Origin of the sequence: Aquiflexum balticum DSM 16537, from assembly GCF_900176595.1 — a bacterium.
GTDB classification, from domain to species: Bacteria; Bacteroidota; Bacteroidia; order Cytophagales; family Cyclobacteriaceae; genus Aquiflexum; species Aquiflexum balticum.
On sequence record NZ_LT838813.1, the window covers coordinates 1,602,984 to 1,628,265 of the forward strand.

The window sequence follows — 25,282 nt, forward strand, 5'->3', positions numbered from 1 at the left end:
TTGAAGTAATTGAATTTCCATGCAATTGTGTATTTTACATAAAAATTAGACTTTGGTTTAAAGATGACAAAAACCACCAATCCTAAGATAATTTTGATACAAAGGTTTTGCTTTTTTTTATTTGCTTTTCTCACACCACTATTGGTGCAAAATCATGCATTTGCCCAATCCAAGGTAGAAATTGATTTACAGCTAATTTCAAACTATACCTCAAAAATTGACAAAGTCCATTTTCAAGCCATGAGTTTGAATCATAATATTGGAGGAATCATGGGTTTTATTACTACTTCCAATTTTTCGGACATTGATGGGGAAAACCTTAAAACAGGCAATTGGTATACCTCTTGGTGGGCTTATCTTTTTTACCTTTTAATTTTTGGGTTTTTGATGTTTTTGGTAGATAGATATCAAAGAAGCCGGCTTTTGTCAAAAGTATATGCTGAAAACCGGGAAAAAGAGCTGATTCACGCCAAAGAAATCCAAGAAGCCTATAATGAACTTAAAGCCACTCAGGCACAATTGGTACAGCAGGAAAAACTGGCCAGTTTGGGTCAGCTTACAGCCGGCATCGCCCATGAAATCAAAAATCCATTGAATTTTGTCAATAATTTTTCCGAGCTCAGTCTTGAATATGTTGAAGAGATTTTTTTAGAACTTGATAAGTTGGAGCAAAGTGAAATCACAGCAGAGATGAGGGCATTGTTGGAAGATATAAAATATAACCTTCAAAAAACCTTGCAACATGGATCCAGGGCGGACGGTATTGTAAAATCCATGCTGATGCATTCGAGAGGTGGAAAAGGAATCATGGAACCCACAGACCTGAATGGACTTATAAAAGAATATGTCAATTTGGCCTTTCATGGCATGAGGGCAAATAAAAATCCCATCAATGTAGATATTCAGCTTCAGCTCGATGAAAATCTTACAACTGCCAATATCAACCCTGAGGATTTCAGCAGGGTAATCCTTAATCTCTGCAAAAATGCGTTTGACGCGATGCGGGACAAGACCAAAGAAAATCAAAATGGCTATTTGCCCAAATTGACAGTAAGGACAAAAGATTCAGATGATAAAATACTAATTGAAGTTGAAGACAATGGTCCGGGTATCGCGGAGGAAAACAGGGACAAGCTTTTAACGCCTTTTTTCACAACCAAAAAAGGAAATGAAGGTACCGGATTGGGTTTAAGTATCACTCATGATATAGTCAAAGCACATCAGGGTATTTTGGAAATTAGTTCAAAAGAAGGTGAATTCACCAAGTTTAGTATTTTATTGCCCAAAGAAATAAAAAAAGATCAAAATGAAAATACTTATAGTAGATGATGAAAAAGATGTCGAAATGCTATTTCGGCAAAAATTCCGAAAGGAAATGAGAAACGAAAATCTGGAATTGGTTTTTGCTTTTTCGGGTGCAGAGGCCTTGAGAATTCTGGAAGAATCAGATCCGCCCAAAGTTGTGTATGTCTTTTCCGATATCAATATGCCCGGCATGACCGGACTTGAATTGCTCGAAAAGGTCAAGAAAAAATTCCCGCAGATCAATGTGAGTATGATATCTGCTTACGGAGACAGTGAAAATTATAAAAAAGCCATTAACTCCGGCGCAAAAGAGTTCTTTACAAAACCGATAGACTTTGATTCCTTAAAGAAGGAAATCAAGGAACTAATAAAATAAAAAGAGTAAAAACAAATTTTTAAAGTTATGGCGAAGATACTTGTGGTAGATGATGAAGCCGATTTGGAGGTGCTGATAAAGCAGAAATTCCGACAAAAAATAAGGCAAAATGAGTATGAATTTATTTTTGCAATCAACGGCAGACATGCACTGGAACAATTGGAGCTACATCATGACGTGGATGTTGTACTCAGTGATATCAATATGCCAGAAATGGACGGACTTACCCTCCTTTCACGCCTGAATGAAAAAAATGCTTTGTTAAAATCTGTGATTGTATCTGCTTATGGGGATATGGATAATATCAGAACCGCAATGAACCGCGGAGCCTTTGATTTCGTCACTAAACCGGTAAATTTCTCTGACCTGGAGATTACAATAGATAGAACTGTCAAGCATGTGGGGATGATTAAGGAAACCTTAAAAGCCATGAAAGAAAATAACATCCTTAAAATGTATGTGGATGAGACCGTGCTGAATTTTATGGGAAGCCGAGAAATAGGCGCCTCACTTTTTGACAACGAAACCATTGTCGGGACTGTAGCTTTTATAGATATCTGCGGATTTACCGCAATCAGTGAAACCCAATCCCCTGATGATGTGGTGACACTTCTCAATGAATACTTTGACATCATGGCAAGGGCGATTATAGAAGAAAATGGCATTGTGGACAAATTTATGGGTGATGCGATTTTGGCAGTTTTCAAGGGTGAAAATCATTTGGAAAGAGCGGTAAAAGCCTGCCTCCATATCAAACAGGAAATCTCCAATAAACCTCAAATCGAAGGTAAAATGAACTTTACTCCGAACGTCTCTATTGGCATCAATTCCGGTGAAATGATTTCAGGGAATATTGGATCTTCTACTTTGAGAAGATTGGATTATACTGTTATCGGCGATACGGTCAATACTGCTGCGAGACTTCAGTCTGCGGCTCAGGCCGGACAGATTTTTATTCCTGAGACTTGTTACACCAAAATCAAAGATTTGTTTACTTGTGAACTGGTGGGATTGTTGGAAATGAAAAACAAAAAAATCCCCATGATGGCTTACGAGGTTATGTCCTGATTTTGACCAATTTCAAATAAATCCTTTGCAAAAAATCACTTTATCAAGCTTCCGAAATTCTTGATTCCTTTTTGTTCGGCTATTTTCAATAATCTCATAAACAACTGCGCTGTTAAAAAAGCATCTCCGGCTGCGGTATGTCTGTCATCAAGAGGTATTCCATATCTTTCACAAAGATTATCCAAAGCATATTCACCGGGACTGCCCAAAGCAGGATCATAATGTGGCCCTTTTTCCAAACGCATACTGAGTGCTAATGTATCCAAAACAGGATTTTTTAACTTTTTCAGACCAAAAGACATTAGGGCTTTTTCCAACATAGCTATATCAAATCCGATATGATGGCCCACAATAATATCAGAACCTATATAGGTTAAAAAATCTTTGGCGAATTCCTTTAGTGGAAAAGCTTGATCATGATATAGGATTTCATGTATTTGGATGGACTCTTTATTGTGCAAAGGCGAATCAAGGTAGATTTCCCATGCTGAATTGACTTTCATTTTATATCCTTTGATTTTGATAGCCCCAAAGGACAGAATATAATCTTTTTTGGGGTTCAATCCTGTAGTTTCGGTATCCAAGACTATAAAGGTCAATTGATCTACCGATCTGATGGCTGGAATTTTTTTCTCGAATAGCTGTTCATATTCCTCCACAAAACTGGTTTTGGATACCTTATTCTTTTTTAAAAAATCAAACCATCCCATATCAGCTTCCAAAATAGTCCAACTGAAACCTAACCCTGAGGATTTTCTGTAGTTCATCTATCGGCGCAAATGTGTTTTTCAACAATTGCCTTTGCAGTTTACCCAAGGATTCCGGAATAATATACCTTCCGGAATTTTCGGAGCGTAATCCTTCTATCGCCCGCATACGCATCAGAATTTCATAAGCCTTGCCTGCTTCAAGAAACAAGTCCTTATAATGAGGTTCCAATTCAGATAGTTTTTCGAAGCGCTTGAATGTATTATTTATTCCAACTACCCTATGACTCAAAACCAATAACCTGGCTATATCCGCCAAAGGCATCATGGCCCTCAATTTGATATCAAATTTATCTCTGTGCTCTCCCGATTTTTCTACGATAAAATTTCTGAAAAAACCCAAAGGCGGAGGATTTAGCAAGGCATTTTTGGCAAGGAAATTCAAAAAAATAGTTTTGCCTGCGATTTCTTTATAGATATGCTGTATCATTTCTTCTGCCAATACTTTGTGACCGATAATCGGCCTAAAATCAAAGAATATGGCCGCATGCATCAAAGCTTCCTGATTGGGGCTGAGAATCCAATCACTGAAATATTTTTTCCATTGTGAAAGTGGCTGACACCATTTGGGATTGTTTGCCATCATTTCGGCAGGACAAGATTGAAATCCACAGGCAAGCAATATCTCAATCACTTCCTGCGCAATCAGCATCATATAAGCCTTTGTCCCCTCCGATTCTGAATCCGGTATATCTTCAAAAACAAGCGCATTGTCCAAGTCAGTACGGAGCATTTGCTCCTCTCTTCCCTCACTGCCCAAAGAAAGAAAACAAAACCTGACATTTGCTTCCTTGGGATGATCCGTATCATATTTATTTTTTGCAATCTGAACGGCTCTTTGAATGATAATATCATTGATTTCTGAGATGATATTGGCCACAAAATCCATGGCAAGCTCATTTTCAAGATAGTATTTCAACAAGCGTTCTGCCCTGTCACGTATTTTTGCCATTTCTTTTATATCCCAGGTATTCATCAAAGCATTGATCAGAACAGCGGGGCTATTTCCCTGGGATAATAGAATATCATGGTCCGACAATATCCCGGTAACGGGACTGTTTGGTGAACCATCCTCAGTAAATATCAAATGATGCAAGCGGTTTTTGATCATGGTCAGGTAGAGACTGGAAAAATCCGCTTCCTTGCTCTTGGTCATCACGGGACTCGTCATCAGATCATCAACCAAAGTATCATAACTTTTCCTTTCAGCCACAAGCCTATTTCGAAGGTCTTTATCGGTGATGATTCCCACCGGGTGTTTCTTTTGATTGACCACGACGATTGACCCCACTCCTTTTTCGGACATACTTTTTGCAGCTTTGGCCACTGTTTCCCCTGTTTGACAGGTCAAAACTTCATGGGAATAATTCAGGTCAGATTGACCGGTAAATATCAAGAGGCCATTGTCCTTGGAGATTTCAGAAAATGCTGTCCGGGCCTTTTGTGACTGGGAAAGGTCCGACCGGACCACAACTTGTCCTGAGGCAAATCCAGCCGCAAAATATAGGCTGACCCTACTGTTTTCTAACAAGATTTTTTCAAAAATGGCAACGGGAATTGCATAAATAAGAGACTCTTCCCTAGTCTTTGCATTTAATATATAGGGTCTTTTCCCCAACAAGGCCAATACCCCAAAAACATCTCCTTCATCACATACCTCCACTACTTTGGCTACCCCATCTTTGTTTTCTGTCAATTCAACAGAGCCTTCCTTCAGCACAAAAAAGTAGTTTTGAGCAGGTTCACCCTGCTCAAACAATACCTCTCCACTTGTAAAATACCGCACTTCTACTCCTTTTGCCACCAATTCCAGGGTGGTATCACTGAGAAAGGAAAAAGGTGGGTATCCCTTCAGAAATTCTTTGACTCTGTTGACGATGACATTGGACATGATTTTTTCGGGGAATATTCTTGGAAGAGCAATTTATCCAAAAAAGTGATTGAAGGGCTAAGATTTGCTATTGGGATCCAAAAAATGATGAAAAAAAAGTAAATGAGGATTCGCATTAACCAGAGTCATTTTATAGAACACTGATAACGCTGATTTTGCAGATGTCCACAGATAAATAAATCAGTGAAAATCAGCTCCATCAGCGTTATGAGTGTACTTCAGTAAATTAAATTAATTCTTTATAACCTCATAGGAGATTTCTCCGGGAACTTTCCAGTCCATGGTGATGGTATAATTGCCGGCTTCAGGTATCGGAATATTCGCACCATCGGGATCCAAAATTCCATCCGATCCTGTATCCCCATAATTATGTGCCCAATCACCGGCCCTGAATTTGAAATTTCCTGCAATCAAATCCAGGGTTATCGTGAGCACATTATTAACAGGATCAAAGTTCATTGGAGTATCGTTAGCCCAGCCTAACGGAGTGGCATCACCGATAATTCCCCATCTTCTTCGGGTGCCGATGGAATAGGTTAAGGTGTTGAGGTCTACTGTAATTCTGAACGTCCCAAATGGTTCTGCAATCCTTAAATCCGGTCCGTTTCTCTCCAGCACCCCATTGGACCCTCCATAATTGATGTCCCAATTCGGTTCCTCATTGACTTTAAATGCCCCTGAACCGCCCAGGATATGCACAAACCCTTCATAAATGTCATTGTTCTGTACGGAATAAATAACCGTGTTTTCATTGGAGGGATCCCAGCCCTGATAATCACCCGGAACATACATTCTGGCGTAGGTGAGCTCCTCTCTAAATGGGGTCACCAACATGGTCACCCTTTCGGAGAATAAGGGATCGACTGTTGGCCCCAGAATAGCCCTTACTCTGATATCCACCTGTGTGGCTTCATCAGGAACAAAACCCCTGGCAATCAGTCTTTGGTTGAGATTGGCCTGGGAAATTCCAACACTGTTGCTATTGGAATTACCAATATCCATTGCATTGTCAAATGATGCACCGGATTCCACCAATTGTACAGTGTAGTTGACTGCCGCCGGGAATCCAAAATCGGCTTTATTGTAGGCGAAAATTACGGTCTCTTCCGATATATCCTGATTCAGGATCAGTGAAGTTCCCGCCGAAGGACTTGTCAGGGCAGGTGCATTTGGATTGGCACTGATGACGGTTTCTATGGGATCAGTACATGCCCATGCACAAAGCAGGGTGAATACTGATAGAATTTTTATGTTCAATGTTTTCATTTCTCGATTATTTTTGGTTAGTAACCAGGATTTTGTTGTAATGTAGGATTTGCAATCAGATCTGCTTGGGGCAGTGGATATAAGTTTCTGAAATCCCCAACGGCCGAACCACCGAAAGTTCCGCCTTTCCATTGCCAAATATAGGCGGCGGTCGTAAATCTGCCGAACCGGATAAGATCGGTTCTTCGCGTAGCTTCCCATTTCAACTCCCTTGCCCGCTCATCAATGATGAAATCCAGGGTAAGTTCATTGGAAGTAATATTTCCGCTGCTGTCACCGTACGCCCTTTCTCGCAATGCATTGATGTAGGCCAAAGCCTGCGCCTGATTGCCACCGGAGCCACCTCTGAGTACAGCCTCCGCATACATCAGATAGGCATCAGCCAACCTGAACATAGGGAAGTCCACGCTGACCTGATCGCTTACCGGACCATCAGGCCTGTCTCCTGTTTCTTTGGTAATATTTCGGAATTTGATGATTCCATAACCATCCTGAAAGATGTTGATGTTCTCTACATCCAATTGCTGGTCATGGGTGTGGAACCAGCCCCTGGCATCAGGAGTCCCATCTACTCCCGGATAAAGGTTCACTAATTGAGGCCGCGCCCTCATACCTTGCCATCCTCCGGGAACTCCAAAATTATAGAAGTTTCGCATTGTTCCGCCTATAGCAGCGTTGACCAAAAATGTAGCGCCTCCCCAGGCCATGCTGCTGACCTGATCAAAGGAAATGGGGAAAATGATTTCATTGGATTGGTCATTGTCCGCAAAAAACAGATGGTTATAGTTGGGCTCCAGAGAATATCCTGCGCCGATCACTTCATTGAGCTGGGCAATGGCCTCAGTATATCGGGCCTCTCCAATGTAAACTTCAGCATTCAGGTACATTTTTGCCAAAAGCATTCTTGCCGCTGCCCGATCTGCCCGGGCATATTGATGCTGCCTAGGTGCGACCAACAATGGAATAACTTCCAACAGTTCCTTTTCGATGTAATCGAACAATTCTCTTCTATTGACCTGTCTGGGGAAGAAGGAGCCCACCGCATCCTCTTGTGTCACAAAGGGGACATTGCCATAAAGATCAAGGGCATGATAATAACTTAAAGCTCTTAAAAACCTGGCCTCAGCCCTGAAAAGTCTGGCAGTATTCTGATTTGCCTCGGAAATTCCTCTGGAATTCATGTTGGCATCACTGGTTTCCCGGATAAATTCATTGGCCAAAGTAATCTGATAAAATATCCGGTAATACATGGCCGCAACAAACCCGTTATCCGAAGACCAGGTCATGGTATTCAGAGCAGGCAGGCCTTCATCGTTCCATGAAATGATGGTTTCATCAGTTGGGAGCTGTTGGAGTTTCCATAAGGCCCTCAGATAAGTTGAAGCTCCTTCGTCCTGACCACCGATATCACCCCTTCCGTGGGGACCCGACTGACCACTGAGTGCCAGTCCGCCGTACATTTTGGCCAATACATGGATATAATTGTCAAAATCCTGATATACCTGTACGGAAGTCAGTTCGCCGAATGGCTCCAGTTCAAGATCCGTACATGCCGTAACGGTAAAAAAAGTTACCGTTAATATGGCTGAAATTTTTATAAATGTATTTTTCATCTTTTCAATATTTTGATTCCTAAGTCCCTAGCTGAATAAACGCATGGGACCTCAGAGATGGTTGTTTAGAATCCGAAGTTTACACCGAAGGAATAAATTCTGGGGAATGGATAGAAATTGTTATCTATACCGCCCGGTATTTCAGGATCAATTCCGGAATAATTGGTAAGAACAAAAGCATTTTGTATTGTGCCGCTTGCCCTGAGTGTGATCCTGGAGTTGAACACATTACCGAAGTTGTACCCCAGACTGATATTTTCCATTCGCATAAATGCTGCATTTTCAAGATAATAATCTGACCTAAGCCTGTAATTCTGGAAATTGGTATGCAAAACATCAGAAGTCATGTTGATCAGATAATCCGGAAACCTCAGACTTTGGTAGGCACCATTGGACGAACGGACGTTGTTATAAACTTTATGCCCAAGATTGCCTCTCATGACAAATCCTAAATCCCAGTTTCTATAACGGACCTGCGAATTGAACCCGAAGAAGTATCTTGGATCGGGAAATCCTCTTCTGATCAGATCCTGTTCATTGATAATTCCATCCCCACTCTGGTCAACATAGACATTTTCCAAAGGTGCTCCGTCAAGGCCATATACCTGCTGCCAAACATAGAATGAATTGGGCTGGAAACCCACCGTATGGACCTGAATGGTATTACCCGTTCCTCCTCCTATGCCGCCGACCAATATTCCGACTGCATCTTCTGCCACATTGCTCAGACTTAGTATATTGACCCGATTGTAAGTAAAATTTCCACCAATGTTCCAGTCAATATCTGGCGTTCTGAGTACATTATAGGTCAATCCCAATTCAAGACCAAAGCTTTCAATATTACCCACATTTGTAAAAAGCTGATTGGTAAGATTGGTTCCGGCAGCTACTGGAATCACAGCCAATAGGTCATTGGTTCTTCGGTAATAATAATCTATACTACCGAAAAGTTTGCCGTCATATAATTCATAATCAAGACCGGCATTCCAGGTCACGGTTTCTTCCCATTTAATATTCCTGTCATATCCTTCAGGTCTCAGCATATTATAAAATGTATCACCAAAACGGTACCGTGCTGCATCGTCACTGACAGTGTAGCGTGGGAGAAACGGGAAAAAAGAGCCGATGTCCTGTTGACCTGTCACACCGTATCCCAACCTTAACTTAAAATCAGTTAAGGTACTGTTGTTTATCAGGAAATCCTCTTCACTGATCCTCCATGCTGCTGCCAGAGAAGGGAAAATTCCCCATCTGTTTTCCGGACTGAATCTGGATGAACCATCAGTTCGGATCGTTCCTGTAAAGAGATATTTATCATTGATGCTGTAGTTGACCCTGCCAAAGAATGAAATCAACCTGTATTGCGGCCTTGTTTCCACCCCGGCAGGAGTAAGAACCACGCCTTCCTCATTGACTCTTGCAAAAGAAGGGTTTTCAAATAAAAAATCCTGCCAGGAATATCCAGCTATAACATCAAGCCGATTGCCATTAAATTCCCTGAGATAGTTCAGGTAAAAATCCGCAAGAAGATTCCGCTTGTTTTGGGCATATTTGGCAATCGATCCACCCTCATTGAATCCTGCCGCCGAGCTAGAGGGAATTATTACTTTACCATCACTTTCACTGATATCATATCCCAAATTCAGATTGGCCCTAAGCCCTTCAACATAGGGTATAGCATAATCCAACTGAAGATTGCCGAGGCTTCTTTTGACTTCACCTCTATCATCCCTTTGTTCCAAAAGACCGACCGGATTTCTTGGAGCGAGGTTTTGGGGTGAACCATCCGCATTGACCCACTCCCAGAAGCCCCCATACCCTTCAGGATCATAAATAGGCTTGGTAGGGTCAAAAACCGCCGCCGCTCCTATGGCTCCTTGATTGGCAAATTGGCTGACTGTATATGCACCACGTACATTAAAGTTGATTTTCAATCGGTCATTCAATAAAGTAGGAGTTAGACTGATTCCGGCAGAAGTCCTGTTGAAGTTGTCCCTTCTCAGAACTCCGTCCTGATTGAGATTTCCAACAGAAATCCTATAAGGTATTCCCTTAAAAGAACCACTTAGACTGACATTGTTGTCAAAGCTGATCGCATCCTGAAAAATCGCATCCTGCCAATTGGTATTGGCATCCCCCAACAATGCCTGCTGGGATGGGGAAGCCTGATCCAGGACAGCATCCCTAAACTGCTGTGGATTCAGTACATCGATATTGCTGGAGATCTGGGACACCGACACCAATGAATTGACATTGACACTGAGATCCTGTCCTTTTTTACCTTTGCGGGTAGTGATAAGGATTACCCCATTGGAAGCCCTGGAACCGTAAATGGCAGTAGCCGAGGCATCCTTCAGGACATCAAAAGTTTCAATGTCATTGGGATTGATGAAGTTGAGTAGATTGGGAGTACCGGCAACGCTGGAATTGTCCAGCGGAACTCCGTCAATTACGATCAAAGGGTCATTGCTGGCATTCAATGACGAACCTCCCCGAATCCTGATCCTTGCTCCGGCTCCCGGACGTCCGGAATTGGGCGTAATCTGGACACCGGCTATTTTTCCGGTGATCAATTGCTCCGCATTGGTGACCTGGCCGACATTGAAATCTTCCCTGCTCACAGATCCTACTGATCCTGTCAGGTCGGATTTTCGCTGGGTTCCGTAACCGATCACCACTACTTCATTCAACTGCTTGGTATTCCCTTCCAACTGTACATTGACAATGGATTGGTTTCCAACTCTTACTTCCTTTCTGGAAAATCCGATAAAGCTGAATACCAAAACATCATTAGGGGAATCCACCTCGATGGAATAACTTCCATCAATATCGGTAATGGAGCCTTTGGTCGTCCCTTTGATGCTTACATTGACAAAGGGCAATTCTTCTCCCGTACTCTGATCCGTCACTGTTCCGGTTACCAACTTTTGCTGAGCAGCTGTTTGCTGCCAATTCATCAAGGCTATCACCGTAAGTGCGATTTTCATTACAGTAAATAATTTCCGCATAATCGTACTATTTTTGGTTTATTGTTAAATTTCTATTTATTCCGGTCAAATTGGTCTTGGTTTAAGGATACCCTCGATATTTATCCAACCTAAATCAGGCTGCATTTTTGCAAGGGAATTTGTTCCTATTTGGATTTCTTCAACCATATTTTTCCTATTTCAATCAGAAAGGGAGAACTGTTCGATTCACCGATATCAATATTTTCAAATGTTATCTCTATTTTTTCTACTTGTTCAAGTCCATAATGATTAACTCCATTGTCTGATTGACTGTACAAAGGCATAAATTCCGGATAGGGTCTGGGCAACAACAAAGCCCCGCCATCCGCCTTCAGGTCTTTCAGTGCGATCTCTATTTCCTGAAATGAGGTATTTAATTCAACCTTTGTATTCCTTGCACCTGAATTTTCATAGGTAAAACCTATCTTGATGGGTAATTTTTCTCTTCCCACTACCCTTGCCTGGAGGATGATTTTGTTAAAGTCTTCTCCTGAAGTTAACCGGTCCATCAGTTTATCTTTAATTGGATATTGAAAACCCATCAGATCTGATGTGGAAGGTTCTTCTGCTCTCAATTCCAACAACATTTCCCCAGAAAAATACCCTGCCTCCAACCTTGTCCTGAATCCTTCTATATATGTCGGATAAATATGTATTTTTTGATCATGGGCCGGATTGAAAATTTCCAAGGCACCGTCTTCTCTGGCCACATATACTTTCCAGGTTTGAGGTGGGTCTGAAGCCCAATGCAATTCGGAAGATTTTTCTCCACTCGGAAAATAGACCGTTTCACCATTTTCCTCCACGGCAATCCGATATGTCAGCATCCCGGGATTCAATACCTCAGCAGGTATTTCAGCTTCATAATCATAAGGAGAAATAGCTTCCATAGGAAGTTCCTGAAAGCGGTCTCCCCCTAGCCTGAATTGAAGGGTTGCCTTAATCGGGGACGTACTTGCTGTTTTTGCTTTGATTTTGAAAGGTCTATTAGAGGACAATTCGAAAGGGGGCTTATGTAATAGGGCCACGGAATTATGTGTTGGTCTTGGTGCAACAAATTCCCTGATTCCGATTGCACCTATTTTTTGATTTTTAAGATCAAATTTTTTCCCTTTTTTGTTAATCAGGTATGTTCCTGGTCGTATCGGAATTGAACCGGCTTTTGCCACGGTTTTATAAGAGTTTCCATTGTCAAGTGGCATTACATTGAAGTCCACGCCGAGTTCATTCAAATTTATTTGCATGGGGTGTTCACTCCAGATAACCCGGGTTACTGACCTGTCAGGTGATGTTTTTGCAAACGGATCCCTAAGTGGAACTGCATCGGGCATGACTTCTAGCCTCCAAACGCCACTTTCCAGTTTATCCAAAAAATAGGCACCTAACCCTTCATATTTTACCACCTGAGAAGAACCAACACCCGCAAGGTGTTTTAATTTTTTTGGGTTTTTAGGGGTTGAGTTAGTGTTATTTGAATAATAAAATATCTCTTCTGAATTCATCTCGCTCAGAGATTCATGATAACTGACCCTAATTGGTCCAAACTGATTGTTGTCCGGATAATTTCCGTAATTTTCCTTTAAGGGGAGATTCCGGAACGCTTTGCCCGCGATCATCATACTGATAGCTTTAGCCGGTGTATAAATCAGGTTGAGGTAATGGGTCTGGTACTCTGTATTGGTATGGGCAATCGCCAAGGGATCATAGGCAAACTGGGTTGCCCATTGGAAGCCAGCCTTTCTGAAGCTTCTGGCCATAGCAGGATACATATAGGATCCCATGATATCCGCAGCATCAAATTCGTAAACCATCAAAGGCTTTTGATGGAATTCGGGAATGGAATCAAATGGAATATGGTACCTGTTGACGTGGGGCAGGTAGTTTTCCTGGAGGGTTTTGCCATAAACGAGACCAGAAGGATACCACTGAAAGCTGAAGCCATCTGCCTCTGAACCTGCAACGGCATCTGCATAATGAGGACCCTGACTGATGTTGTAAAATATAGGTTTGGAGAATCCGGTACCTGTAATGGCTCTTTTGAGCCTGTTGATATAGGCTGTCACACCCTCCTTGGGCCCGCTATGGGCCGGTTCATTGTTGATTTCAGCAGCCACCACATTTGGATCTTCCTGATAGCTCATCTTGGTATAAGGATTGACATGTTCAAAGAACTGCCTCAGGTAGTTTTCCTGTGCTGAAATGGCTTCTTCATGTGTGGTGAGCTTGCCCCTGCCATAGTGTCTCGAAAAACCGGGGGTGTCCCCGTCGGGCTCCGGATATCCGTTTCCCCAAAAAGCAATAGGGGTGATAATTGTACTGATTTCCCTCTTTGCCAATTCGGACAATAAAAAATCAAAAAGGCGTAAATGTTCATTTTCCAAAAGATTTCCATCTACATCCGAAATCTCTGTATCCCAAACATGAACCCTGAAAGCATTGAATCCCAAGCGGGACATGTGGTAAACGTCCTCCCTTATTGCCTGTTCTAAATCCACACCCAATGACTGATGGGCCCGGTATGCAAATGCAAATGGAGTGGAATAATTTACACCAAAAAATGAAGCTTCTTTTTTACTTTCCTGCCACCTTAAAATCCCATTTTCATCTACGTAAACAGGGTTGCTTTCTTTGGTTTTCTTTTTCTGGGCATAGGAGGTTCCAGGTGCCGAAATAGCCAACACTAAAACCAGAATTAGATTACAAACAGATATTTTCATTATAATTTTGGGTTCAAATAGATTAATAGTAATTTCAATAGTCGTCAATAATCGTGAAGCATGTAATCAATTCCTTCATGAAGATTTCCGGTGAAGTCAAAGAAGGTACAGTTCTCCCAAGAAGAGCCGGTACCCCACAAATCTTTCATGGGGGAGCTTATCCAAGCAGGTTCCCAATAGATGATTCCAATGGCTCCTGCACTTATCAATTCCTGAGTCATTTTTTTGAGTATGGCCAATTGCCCGGACTTGGTAAAGGGATATCCAACCAGTGGTGTTTGTCCTCCAAAAATATTGGTGTAATCGTCATTTCCTTCGGCTGTCCAGGGATAGGCCGTTTCCAACATCATGATATCCTTCCCGAATTTGGACCTAAAGGATGATATTTTTGAGAAAAGTTGACTGAATGGAACGCCTGTATGCCAAATAGGGTAATATGAAAATCCTATAATGTCAAAATCCCTTACCAATCCCCCGGCAGTAAGATTTTCAAACCACCAATCCACATGAACGGGATCTGCTACATGGAAAATAATTTTGGTGTCCTTTTGGGCAGAAGCATCCCTGATGGCATTTATGGATGAATTGACAATGGCTCTGAAATTAGACCAATTTCCTTCACATACATTGAGTTTAGGGAATCCTTCCGGTGCATCAGTATACATCATCCCACAATTGGTCTCGTTGCCGATCTGTACAAACTCTGGCATAAGTCCTTTTTGGTCCAAATACTTCAAGGTTTTGAAAGTATATTGGTAAACAGAGTCCTTCAATATTTCAAGATCAGTAATTGCTTTCCAGGCTTCGGGAATTTCCTGTCTACCCGGGTCCGCCCAGATATCCGAGTAGTGAAAATCCAACATGGTCTTCATTCCCTGTTCTTTTGATGAGGCTATTGCTCTTTCTACATCCAAAAGGTCATTGTACATGGGTGAATTGCTGTCACCGTAAATGGTACTCGTCCATGTGGGGTTGTGCCATAGCCGCAACCGCACAAGATCATTGCCATGTTCGGCAAATAAACGATATGGGTTTTCAGGAGAACTGTTAACCTTATATACGCCACCCTTATCCAAAATCTGGTTGATATAGGAAAGGTCTGATCCAAAGTAAAAAACAGGTTGGTCTTTATTTTCATTTTCCCCAGTAGAATCATTGATATCTACCTGACAACCAACAAGGATGATATGCACAACAACAATAAAAATGGTTAATCTGGGAAAATTCATAATACTTTAGGGTTTAGAAAATGATCACCAGCTGTCCGCTCTCGATCAGCTACGAATCACATTCTCAAAATTAAATTCCTTAATATTGAGAATGTGATTCAAATCTTGCAGGTATGGATAAAAATCAATCATCTTGTCGGAATTTGATCGGATTCTGCAACAAAATCTATATAATTATACTCCAGACACAAATTCGTGACAAGAGGGGATGCCTCAAAGACAATTGATTTGGTCTTGGGCAGATTTCAATAATTTGTCATCTGCCAAGGCATAAAAACTATAAAAAATGCAGGGGCCAATAACCAAAATCATCTGTTTGTTATTTTTGATTTTTCCATGGAAAATTCAAGGACAGGATACTCCTTTTTTCTCCAATCTATCCATCAGAGATGGACTGCCTTCTAACATCGTCAATTCCATTGCACAGGACAGAGATGATTTTATTTGGATCGGAACGGCCAATGGTATCTGCCGATATGATGGCAAGAATTTCAAGATATTTAAAAAAGAAGAATACCCTTCCTTGACGGCTAATGAAATCAGTTCCCTGCTTGTGGTCGGCGAGGATCTTTGGGTTGGAACTTGGAAAGGACTATGTAAAATCAACACAAGGACGTTTGAAATCACACCCATCGAAACCGGAAAATCCAAGATCGTAAGGGCACTCTATCAAGACCATCACAGGACAGTTTGGATAGGTACGGCCGATGGACTTTTCAGATTTTCAGGTGATTCGCTTAGAAACTACAATGATTTCAAAAACAATCTAAGTCATAATATGATCCGGTCTATTTATATGGACCATTTGGATAACCTATGGGTGGGAACTTATGATAAGCTCAATAAATTGGCATCCGGATCGGATCGATTTGTGCATTTTGACCTTAAGGGAGATTATAATCCATCATTGAAAAACAATCTGATCATGGACATCAAATCCTCGGGGGAAGATGATTCTTTGATCTGGGTGGGAACAGAGACCGGGCTAGCCCATGTTAACATCCACACTGGTGAGCATAAATTATATAATAATGACAACACTAATCTTAGTAATGAAGTCATCAAAGCAATATATCTCAATGAAGAGGGCCAACTTTGGCTAGGGACTGATTTTGGTATCAATATTTTTGACCCAAAATCCAAAATCAGCCAAATGCTGTACCATAATCCGAAACTGTCATTTTCAGTTGCCAATAATGTCATCTGGCAGATATTTGAAGATTCTGGGGGAGTGATATGGTTTGTTACCTCCAACGGCCTGAGCGTTATCAGTAAATACAGCGGCATTTATACTTATCATGAAGTGTCCCATGATTGGAACGGTCAGACTATCGGAAATCAGGTCAAGGCTATGCTAGTGAGCAGAAACGGACATAAATGGCTGGCAACTCTTAACGGTGTGATCCATATTGATCCGGAATCGGGCTACAAGGAAGTCTTTGATATACATTCTGATCTTGATAGGCGAATTCTGCTCAATAATGTCTATGCGCTTGAGGAAGATGACCTTGGCAGGATTTGGATCGGAACAGCAGGGGGGATCAATGTTTGGGACGGACAGGCAAATAAAATGTATGCTATCCCGGCCAATGAACAAAATGGGCTTTTCAGTAATTACATATCCAAATTCACCAAAGGGGCAGATGGTTCGTTTTGGGTCAGCGCTTGGGAGGGAGGGCTTTTCAAAGTTGCCGGAAATTTCAACGACATTCATTCTTTTCATTTTGAAAAAGTCGGTGATTTCGGTTCAGAAAAAAATGCCTCCGGCGCAAATGCCATTTGGGCCATTAATTATGATGAACTTTACCGGATTGATCTTCAGACTTACCGAAGTACTTCCATCAGTTCCTTCAACAGAGTTTCGAACAGAAGAAGCCTTAACAGTATATTTTATTCCAAAAAAGGCAGTCTTTGGGCAAGTACCACCAATGGGTTAATTGAATATAAGCCTCAGAGTGATGAGGCTATTTTTCATCCTTTGAAGATAGGAGGTGATTTTATTTTAGCAAGTATTGCGGAGGACAGTCAGGGAAATATCTGGGGATCCTCATCCGGACTGATTTTGAAATACCAACCTGTGGATAAGACTTTTGTGATCTACCCTATGGATAAGGAAATCCCTATAAAAAATTTTTCAGATGGATGTTGGAGCAGCGATGGAGAGGGAAAGCTTTATTTTGGCGGGGACAACGGATTCCTGGAAATATCTACCAAAGCAAAGCCAAATCCATTTGTTCCCAAAATTTTCATCTCTAACATTAAAATCAACAACCAAGAGATCCGATCAGGGAAGCCCCAGCAGGAAATTATCCAACTTCCTGCGGACATTTCATTTGTAGAAAAACTAAACCTCAATTATTCCCAGCGCTCCTTTTCAGTTGATTTTGCGGCACTACATTACTGGCAGCCTGAAAGAAATATCTATGCTTATAAACTGGAAGGTGCCGATAAGGATTGGAATTATGTCTCCGGTAATAACAATTACGCAGTATATTCAAATCTACCTGCGGGGACTTATCTATTCAGGTTAAAGGGCAGCAATAACCATGGGATTTGGAATGAACAGGAAACTCAACTGGAAATCAAAATAAAACCACCTTTATTCCTCAGCCCGGGTTTTATATTTCTATATGTTTTGTTGATCCTGATTTTGGTGTTTTATTCTCTGCGATTCTATTCTGGAAGGCTCCACCTAAGAAATGAAGTCAAACTTGCCAAGATGGAGAAAAGCCACAGTGAGGAAATTGCACTGACCAAGCAGCAGTTTTTTACCAATATTTCCCATGAACTCAGAACGCCGATAAGTCTTATTCTTCCGCCTATCCACCAAGCACTGAACAAACGTGATTTCAGTGATGAAACCAACAATCTTCTTAAGCTTGCAGAAAAGAATTCGCAAAGGCTCCTAAGGGTAGTCAACCAAATCCTTGATTTTAGGAAATTGGAACAGGATAGCCTAGAACTGAAAGTTACAGCCTTTGACTTGGTCGGATTCTGCCGGGAACTGTTTGTTTTATTTGGTGACAAAGCTGCCAGAAATAATATTCAATTCACATTTGATTCAGATATTGACAATTGTACAGTTTGGGCTGATACAGAGAAAATAGAATCTGTCATTTATAATCTTCTGTCCAATGCTTTCAAGTTTACCCCGGAGAAAGGTTCTGTCCATTTTGAAGTCCGACAGCGCAGGAATGATCCGGACTTTAAATGCGGAGCAGTGGATATCCGGATCTCTGATACCGGGATTGGAATAGACGAAGAGGATCAACAACGCATTTTTGACCGTTTTTATCAAACCAGTCAGGGCAAAAAATCCTTTGATGGATCAGGTATAGGATTGTCCATGGTAGCCGAATATACCAAACTGCACTACGGAAACGTGAATGTGGAAAGTCAACTGGGGAAAGGGGCAAGTTTCACAGTCACTCTACCATTGGGAAACATCCATTTTCCGGTTGATTTTGAACAGGGATCCCAGTCCCTGAACTTGTTGGTCAGCAAAAAGAGTGATTTCGATGAAAAGAGCCAAAATCCATATGTTTATGATGTGGAATCCAGTAAGCCCGTGGTGCTTATTGTCGAGGATTATTCAGATATGGTAGAATATCTTTGCCTGAATCTCAAAGATGATTATCACCTGATCATTGCCAACAACGGAGAAGAAGCATTGGAAAAAACCGAAAATTTCACACCAGACGTCATTATCAGTGATATCATGATGCCTGTCATGGATGGTCTCACCTTTTGCAAAAAAATTAAGGAAAATTCCAAGACTTCCCATATCGGTGTCATTCTCCTGACTGCAAAAAGCCTGACTTCGCAAAAAATAGAAGGAATCAGAACCGGTGCCGATGCTTACTTGACAAAGCCATTTGACATAGAGCTCCTTGTAGCTACCATTGAACACATTCTCAAAAGAAAAGATGAACTCTTTGAATATTTCAAATCGGAAATCATCACCCAACCGGAATTCAAAACAAATGGGGAAAACGTTGATGATAGATTTGTCAATAAAGTAATCCATATCATTGAAGCCAATATTGCCAATCCTGATTTTACAGTAGAAATGCTCAGCGATGAAATAGGAATGAGCACGGCACACCTTTACCGTAAACTGAAATCCCTTACAAACTTCTCAGCCAAGGATATCATCAGGAAATACAGGTTGAAAAAAGCCTCCATCTTGCTGAAAAACAATGAAGGCAATATCTCCGAAATCATGTACGAGGTGGGTTTCTCCAACTTATCTTATTTCGCCAAATGCTTTAAGAAAGAATTCGGATATTCCCCAAGGGACTATCAGCAAAAAGAAATCAAATCCAATTTCGATTTCGAAAATGGTTATTCGAAAAGGAATTGAAGGGTGAAACCAATGTTTAAAATAATTTGAAAGTTATAAAATTAGGTGGGATTTTAGCTAAATACTAAAAAGAGACGGCAAACCACCGTCTCTCCTATTCAATAAATAACTTATCTAATCCTTTATTTCCTCCCCTCAATAATCGCCGTCACCACATCCGGATCCAATAGGGTGGAAGTATCGCCCATGCTATCGGTACTGCCTTCTGCCACTTTTCGTAGGATTCTCCGCATGATTTTTCCGGATCGGGTTTTTGGCAATCCCGGCACTATCTGAATCTTATCGGGTTTGGCGATGGGTCCGATGATTTTGCTGACCATGTCCTTGATTTCATTGATAAGGTTATCTTCTGTCCTGTGGGACATGTCGCAGATGACATAGGCATAAATACCCTGACCCTTGATATCATGGGGATAGCCGACTACTGCTGATTCTATCACTAACGGGTGTTCATTAATGGCATTTTCTACCTCAGCCGTTCCCAATCTATGGCCTGAAACATTGATCACATCATCCACACGTCCCAGGATTCTATAATAGCCATCATGGTCACGTTTCACACCATCACCTGTAAAGTACAACCCCTTATACGTTGAGAAATAGGTCTGCTTACAGCGGTCGTGATCTCCATAGGTCGTTCTTATCATTGAGGGCCAGGGAAACTTGACACAGAGATTACCTTCCACCGAATTTCCTGTCAATTCTTTGCCTTCCGGATCCACAATCATCAATTGAATTCCCGGTAATGGTAGTGTTGCGTAAGCCGGTTTGGTTGGGGTAATTCCAGCAATAGGAGAAACCATAATGCCTCCGGTCTCGGTCTGCCACCAGGTATCGACTATGGGGCACCTTGACTGTCCGATATGTGTATAATACCATTTCCATGCTTCTTCATTGATGGGTTCACCCACCGAGCCCAGTACTTTCAGTGAACTCAGATCGTATGGTTCAATAGGATCAGTGCCGTATGCCTGCAAAGCCCTGATAGCTGTTGGTGCTGTATAAAACTGGTTGACTTTGTGTTTTTCAATCACCGCCCAGAATCTTCCTGGATCAGGATAGGTAGGCACTCCTTCAAACATCAGCGTAGTGGCACCAGCCAATAAGGGGCCATAAACTATATAAGAATGACCTGTAATCCAGCCAATATCAGCCGTACACCAATAGACATCACCCGGGGAATATTGGAACACATTCTCAAATGAATATTTGGTGTAGACCATATAGCCACCTGTAGTATGCACCACGCCTTTGGGCTTTCCGGTAGATCCTGAAGTATAGAGGATAAACAACATGTCTTCACTGTCCATTTCTTCAGCTGCATGCGTGGTTTTTTGTCCCTCAATGACATCATGCCACCAATGATCCCTTCCTTCTACCATAGTGATATCCTGACCTGTCCTTTTACAGACAATAACCGTTTCCACACTGGATTTTTCCAATGCTTCATCCACTATGGCTTTAACAGCGATTTTTTTATTGCCTCGGTAATTCCCATCAGAAGTCAGAATGGCCTTTGCTTTACAATCAATGACTCTATCTGCCAATGAAGTCGAACTGAAACCTGCAAATACCACTGAATGTACTGCACCAATCCTGGCACAGGCCAGCATCGCCACTGCTGCTTCGGGGATCATGGGCATATAGATGATCACCCTGTCACCCTTTTCTATTCCTTTTACCTTCAGCGCATTGGCAAATTGACAGACTTCTGCATACAGTTCATTGTAGGTTATCGTTCTACCTTCCTCACTAGGGTCGCTCGGTTCCCAGATGATAGCAGGTCTGTCCCCGATGGTGAAGAGATTCCTTTCAAAGATATTCTCCGTGATATTCAATTTGGCATTGACAAACCATTTGACATCAGGTCCATCAAAATCCCATTCCAGGACTTTATCCCATCTTTTCCTCCAGTAAAAAGAATCCGCTATCCTGGCCCAAAAACTTTCAGGTTCGGTGACAGACTTTTGGTATTCGTAGAAATATCCGCTGAGGGTATGAATTCTATCGCTCATGTTATGTTTATTTTAGGTTATAGTAATTAATTTTTTTGATTGTGTGCAATATTGCCAGTAAACTGGCAAATACTTAGATACTTTGGTTCAATGCATTATTGCCCGCTACATCGGTCATCGGTCTTCCGTCATGTTTAGACAAGGTTGATGTTTAATTGGCAAGAAAACGTATATCCAAATTTGTTTTAATTCAGTAATGACTTGACTTTTGAAACCAGGTTTTTATTGGAAAATGGCTTGGTAAGGTAAAGATCTGCCCCTAGATCCAATCCTTTTTGGACATCTTGCTGTTTACTCTTTGCAGTGAGGAAAACAACCTTGACTTCCCTGTTTTTTTCTTTGATGTATTTGCATACTTCGTATCCGTCCACTTTTGGCATCATGATATCCAGAACCACCAATTCAGGATGATTTTCCTCAATGATGCCCATGGCTTCTTCTCCATCTCGGGCAATAAAAACCCTGAACCCTTCTTTTTTGAAAAGAAACTCCAACGAAAGAAGGATATTGGGCTCATCATCTACTATCAGTATCTTGTTCATCGTCGGCAATGGCTTGTGAAATTAAATTATTTTCAAACTGAAGAGGAAGAATGAATTCAAAACAGGTCATTCCATCCTGCTTGGATACACTGATCTTTCCTCCATGATATTCTATGATTTTTTTGGAAATAGCCAAACCCAAGCCGCTTCCGATCGGCTTTTTACTTGTTTGGTTTTTGGCCTGGAAAAACTTATCGAATATATAGGGAGCCTCTTCCTCAGGAACACCTTTTCCATCATCAATAACCTGAAGATAAAGATCATGATCCTTCAGGTAAGTTTTCAGGACAATTTTATTTTTGGCAAATTTGGAAGCATTGGACAGCAAGTTAAGTATTACCTGCTTCAACCTGTCCTCATCCACCAACAATTGAAACTCATCGTATGCTATCTCTATGTTGAAATCAATATTTTTCTCTTTAAACACCTGCAGCATACTCTCTGCGGTCTGAAGAATGAGTATCCTGATATCCGCTTTTTCAAGATTCAATTCCTGCCTCCCTGAGTCAAATCTTTCCAAATCCAAGACCTGATCAATTAACCTGGTCATCCTGTTGGTTTCCTGAATAATGATATCGAGAAATCTTTTCTTGTCAGATTCAGGCAGGTCATCATCCAAAAGTATTTCAGAAAAAGCTCTGATTGAGGTAATCGGTGTCTTCATTTCATGGGTCACCGTCGAGATGAATTCATCCTTGAGCATATCATTGAGTCTTAGGGTTTCATTCATTTTCTGGAGTTTTTGAGAAGCATTTTTCAGTTCCTTGCTCTTTTGTTTTAAGGCTATATTCAAACTCTTGAGCTCTTGAGTTTCCTTCAAAATTCCCAGCACCTCTTCCATGCTGATTTCTTCTTCTTTCACTACCGAAGCCACCATGATTCTCGCAGATGCCGAGCCAATAATTCCCGACAATAAGCGCTCTGAGTAATTGACCAATTCCGGATCGGCAAAATCTTTTGCAGCTGCATTATTGTCCGATCTGGCTGAAAATTCATCCAAAACCTCCCTGGTTTTTTCCTCTCCAAGGAAATTGATTAAAAGGGCCTTCAAGTCAGGAAGATATGCCTGTCCTTTCCAAATGATCGAACTGTCCAAAATAGTACTGTATTTAAAGATATCCACAAATACCACCGCTTGGTTATGTTCTTTGGAAGTCTGATTGGTGAATAGGGAAATTACCACATATAAAATAAGATTCAGTGTCAAACTGAAAAACAGCCCGTGGGTAACGTAGCTCATTTGCTCAAAACCAAAAAGGGCTTGGGGCTTTAATCCGCTGATACCAAAAAGACCATTATTCAGAATGTTTTCCGGCAAGTATCCTGCAGTGACAATGGTAGGAACAACAAGCGTGAAAAACCAAAGTATAAATCCTGCAATAATTCCTGCCAAAGCTCCTAACCTTGATCCCTTTTTCCAGAAAATTCCTCCAATAATAGCAGGAGTAAATTGTGCTATGGCTACAAAAGATATCAGGCCAATGGAAACCAATGAAAACTGTGCGGAAATCTCCCGAAAATAAATATAGGCTGCCAGTATGATCAAAAATATGGTAGCTCTTCGAATCCAGATTACGATTGACCCCAACCGGTGCTGATATTTGAGCTTGAGCTTATCATTGACCAGAAGGAGGGGCATGATGAGGTTATTACTTACCATGTTGCTGAGGGCAATGGTAGATACAATGATCATACTTGTTGCCGCAGAGAATCCGCCCAAATAGACCAGCAAAGCCAACCATTCCTGATTGTAGGCAATGGGCAAAGCAAGGACAAAGGTGTCCGCATCCACCGTTTCTGTAGGAAAATGTACCAAACCACCTAATGCAATGGGCAACACAAAAACATTGATCAGAAGCAAATAGAGCGGAAAAAGCCACATGGCTTTGTCAAGGTGCTTTTCGTCGTTGTTTTCGATCACTCCCATTTGAAACTGTCTGGGTAAAAAAAGTACGGCCATCATGGATAAGGTGCTCATCCAAAACCACTCTGAAACGCCATTTTCTCCCTGAAGCACAAACAAATGGTCTAAACCCCTCAAGGAGGCCTGAGTAAAAATGTCCGCAAAACCATCAAAAACGAAATAAGTTACAAACACACCTACTGTAATAAAGGCAATCAATTTAAATACAGATTCAAAAGCAACCGCCATTACCATCCCTTCATGCTGGGCAGTAGCTTCCGCATTCCGTGTTCCGAAAAGTACGGTAAACAATGCCAAACCAAGTGCTACATAAAATGCTGTGTCCTGGTAGAAAGGTGAATAAATCAGGTTTTGACTGATTTCGGAGTACTGAAGAATATCAAATGAATTGGCAACCGCCTTGATCTGAATCGAAGTGTAAGGCAATATTCCCAATAAGCAAAAAACAGTCACCACTCCACCAAGGGTGATATTTTTGCCATAGCGGCTGGAAATAAAATCCGCTATGGAAGAAATATGCTGTACTTTGCTGATACGGATGATTTTTCGCATCACAATCCACCAGAGTGGTGCAACCAAGCTTGGTCCTATATATATCGTTAAAAATTCCAGCCCATTGGTAGCAGCCCGGCCAACTGAACCATAATAGGTCCATGCAGTACAGTAGACGGCAAGTGAAAGTGCATAAATATAAGGATTGGAAGAAAGCTTTTTGCCCCGTGAAGCTGACCGCTCAGAATACCAGGCAATGGCAAATAGCAATGCCAGATATCCAAAAGTAAACGATATGATCAGCCCATAGCTAAGCATTGTTTTTCCTGTTCATTTTTTTGACCACCAAATAAGTCAGCAGGATAAGCAAAGCCCAAAAACCAAAAACCATGATGAACAACAAAGGAATTCCAAAAATGGCTTTTGGAATGTTGTATATGGACAATACAGGATAGTTCAGCAGAAACAATCCCAGAAAAAAAACTGCCCAGAGGTATTGGCTTTTGAGTATGTCTTTCATGCGTCTATGAATTATTTTTTTGTTCGTACAGAACAGGTCTGTGCAGATCATCTTTCAATTTAATCTACCCAGAAAATGGCGGTTTCATGATTTTTACGAAATGATTTTTAAATTAAATCATTTGAAAGTCCCAAAAAAGGGAAACCCCGACAATTCCTTCGTCGGAGTCCTTAATCCCTATTTTTT

At 41.4% G+C, this 25,282-nt stretch carries 15 protein-coding genes; 4 read left to right on the forward strand and 11 right to left on the reverse strand.

What is annotated here, in order from left to right; genetic code table 11:
* The first annotated feature begins 240 nt into the window (after window positions 1–240).
* Genes B9A52_RS06890 through B9A52_RS06900 form a run of 3 tightly spaced genes read left to right on the forward strand, consistent with a single transcriptional unit; the run spans window position 241 to window position 2,749 of the window.
* Entirely contained in the window at window positions 241–1,329 is a 1,089-nt protein-coding gene (locus B9A52_RS06890) for a sensor histidine kinase (RefSeq protein WP_172805178.1), read from the forward strand.
* Window positions 1,307–1,681 (forward strand): response regulator, encoded by a 375-nt coding sequence (locus B9A52_RS06895; protein ID WP_084119608.1) that lies wholly within the window; start codon window positions 1,307–1,309, stop codon window positions 1,679–1,681. The genes B9A52_RS06890 and B9A52_RS06895 overlap by 23 nt, the downstream gene beginning before the upstream one ends.
* Before the next feature lie 27 nt (window positions 1,682–1,708).
* Window positions 1,709–2,749 (forward strand): adenylate/guanylate cyclase domain-containing protein, encoded by a 1,041-nt coding sequence (locus tag B9A52_RS06900; protein WP_084119609.1) that lies wholly within the window; start codon window positions 1,709–1,711, stop codon window positions 2,747–2,749.
* 35 nt (window positions 2,750–2,784) lie between these two features.
* On the opposite strand, the gene B9A52_RS06905 is transcribed toward B9A52_RS06900, so the two are convergent.
* From B9A52_RS06905 to B9A52_RS06935, 7 genes are all read right to left on the reverse strand, one after another.
* A complete protein-coding gene (locus tag B9A52_RS06905; RefSeq protein WP_231955516.1) occupies window positions 2,785–3,516 on the reverse strand; it encodes a 3'-5' exonuclease in 732 nt (243 codons plus the stop codon).
* Entirely contained in the window at window positions 3,461–5,407 is a 1,947-nt protein-coding gene (locus B9A52_RS06910; RefSeq protein WP_084119610.1) for a DUF294 nucleotidyltransferase-like domain-containing protein, read from the reverse strand. Before B9A52_RS06910 ends, B9A52_RS06905 begins: the two co-directional genes overlap by 56 nt.
* Before the next feature lie 231 nt (window positions 5,408–5,638).
* Window positions 5,639–6,673: a SusE domain-containing protein gene (locus tag B9A52_RS06915; RefSeq protein ID WP_084119611.1), complete on the reverse strand. Its 1,035-nt coding sequence runs from the start codon at window positions 6,671–6,673 to the stop codon at window positions 5,639–5,641.
* A 17-nt stretch (window positions 6,674–6,690) separates the two neighbouring features.
* Window positions 6,691–8,286 (reverse strand): RagB/SusD family nutrient uptake outer membrane protein, encoded by a 1,596-nt coding sequence (locus tag B9A52_RS06920; RefSeq protein ID WP_084119612.1) that lies wholly within the window; start codon window positions 8,284–8,286, stop codon window positions 6,691–6,693.
* A 65-nt stretch (window positions 8,287–8,351) separates the two neighbouring features.
* On the reverse strand, window positions 8,352–11,294 hold the full coding sequence (locus B9A52_RS06925) for a SusC/RagA family TonB-linked outer membrane protein (RefSeq protein WP_084119613.1): 2,943 nt from the start codon (window positions 11,292–11,294) through the stop codon (window positions 8,352–8,354).
* Window positions 11,295–11,419: 125 nt separating this feature from the next.
* Entirely contained in the window at window positions 11,420–14,011 is a 2,592-nt protein-coding gene (locus B9A52_RS06930; protein ID WP_084119614.1) for a glycoside hydrolase 5 family protein, read from the reverse strand.
* Between the two features lie 44 nt (window positions 14,012–14,055).
* Window positions 14,056–15,240 (reverse strand): glycoside hydrolase family 53 protein, encoded by a 1,185-nt coding sequence (locus B9A52_RS06935; RefSeq protein WP_084119615.1) that lies wholly within the window; start codon window positions 15,238–15,240, stop codon window positions 14,056–14,058.
* A gap of 286 nt (window positions 15,241–15,526) precedes the next feature.
* On the opposite strand from B9A52_RS06935, the gene B9A52_RS06940 reads away from it, so the two are divergent.
* Window positions 15,527–19,603 carry a hybrid sensor histidine kinase/response regulator transcription factor gene (locus B9A52_RS06940; RefSeq protein WP_084119616.1) on the forward strand — a complete coding sequence of 1,359 codons (4,077 nt, stop codon included), beginning with the start codon at window positions 15,527–15,529 and terminating at the stop codon, window positions 19,601–19,603.
* A gap of 122 nt (window positions 19,604–19,725) precedes the next feature.
* Here B9A52_RS06940 and acs read toward each other — a convergent pair whose 3' ends face one another.
* The 4 genes from acs to B9A52_RS06960 all read right to left on the reverse strand — a co-directional run bounded on the left by acs (window position 19,726) and on the right by B9A52_RS06960 (window position 25,096).
* Window positions 19,726–21,618 (reverse strand): acetate--CoA ligase, encoded by a 1,893-nt coding sequence (gene acs, locus B9A52_RS06945; protein ID WP_084119617.1) that lies wholly within the window; start codon window positions 21,616–21,618, stop codon window positions 19,726–19,728.
* A gap of 185 nt (window positions 21,619–21,803) precedes the next feature.
* The gene (locus tag B9A52_RS06950) at window positions 21,804–22,160 is read right to left on the reverse strand and encodes a response regulator transcription factor (protein WP_084119618.1); all 357 of its coding nucleotides are present in this window, start codon (window positions 22,158–22,160) and stop codon (window positions 21,804–21,806) included.
* Complete coding sequence (locus B9A52_RS06955; protein ID WP_084119619.1) at window positions 22,135–24,894, reverse strand: sensor histidine kinase; 2,760 nt, start codon at window positions 24,892–24,894, stop codon at window positions 22,135–22,137. Before B9A52_RS06955 ends, B9A52_RS06950 begins: the two co-directional genes overlap by 26 nt.
* The gene (locus B9A52_RS06960) at window positions 24,887–25,096 is read right to left on the reverse strand and encodes a hypothetical protein (RefSeq protein WP_084119620.1); all 210 of its coding nucleotides are present in this window, start codon (window positions 25,094–25,096) and stop codon (window positions 24,887–24,889) included. Before B9A52_RS06960 ends, B9A52_RS06955 begins: the two co-directional genes overlap by 8 nt.
* Window positions 25,097–25,282: the final 186 nt, after the last annotated feature.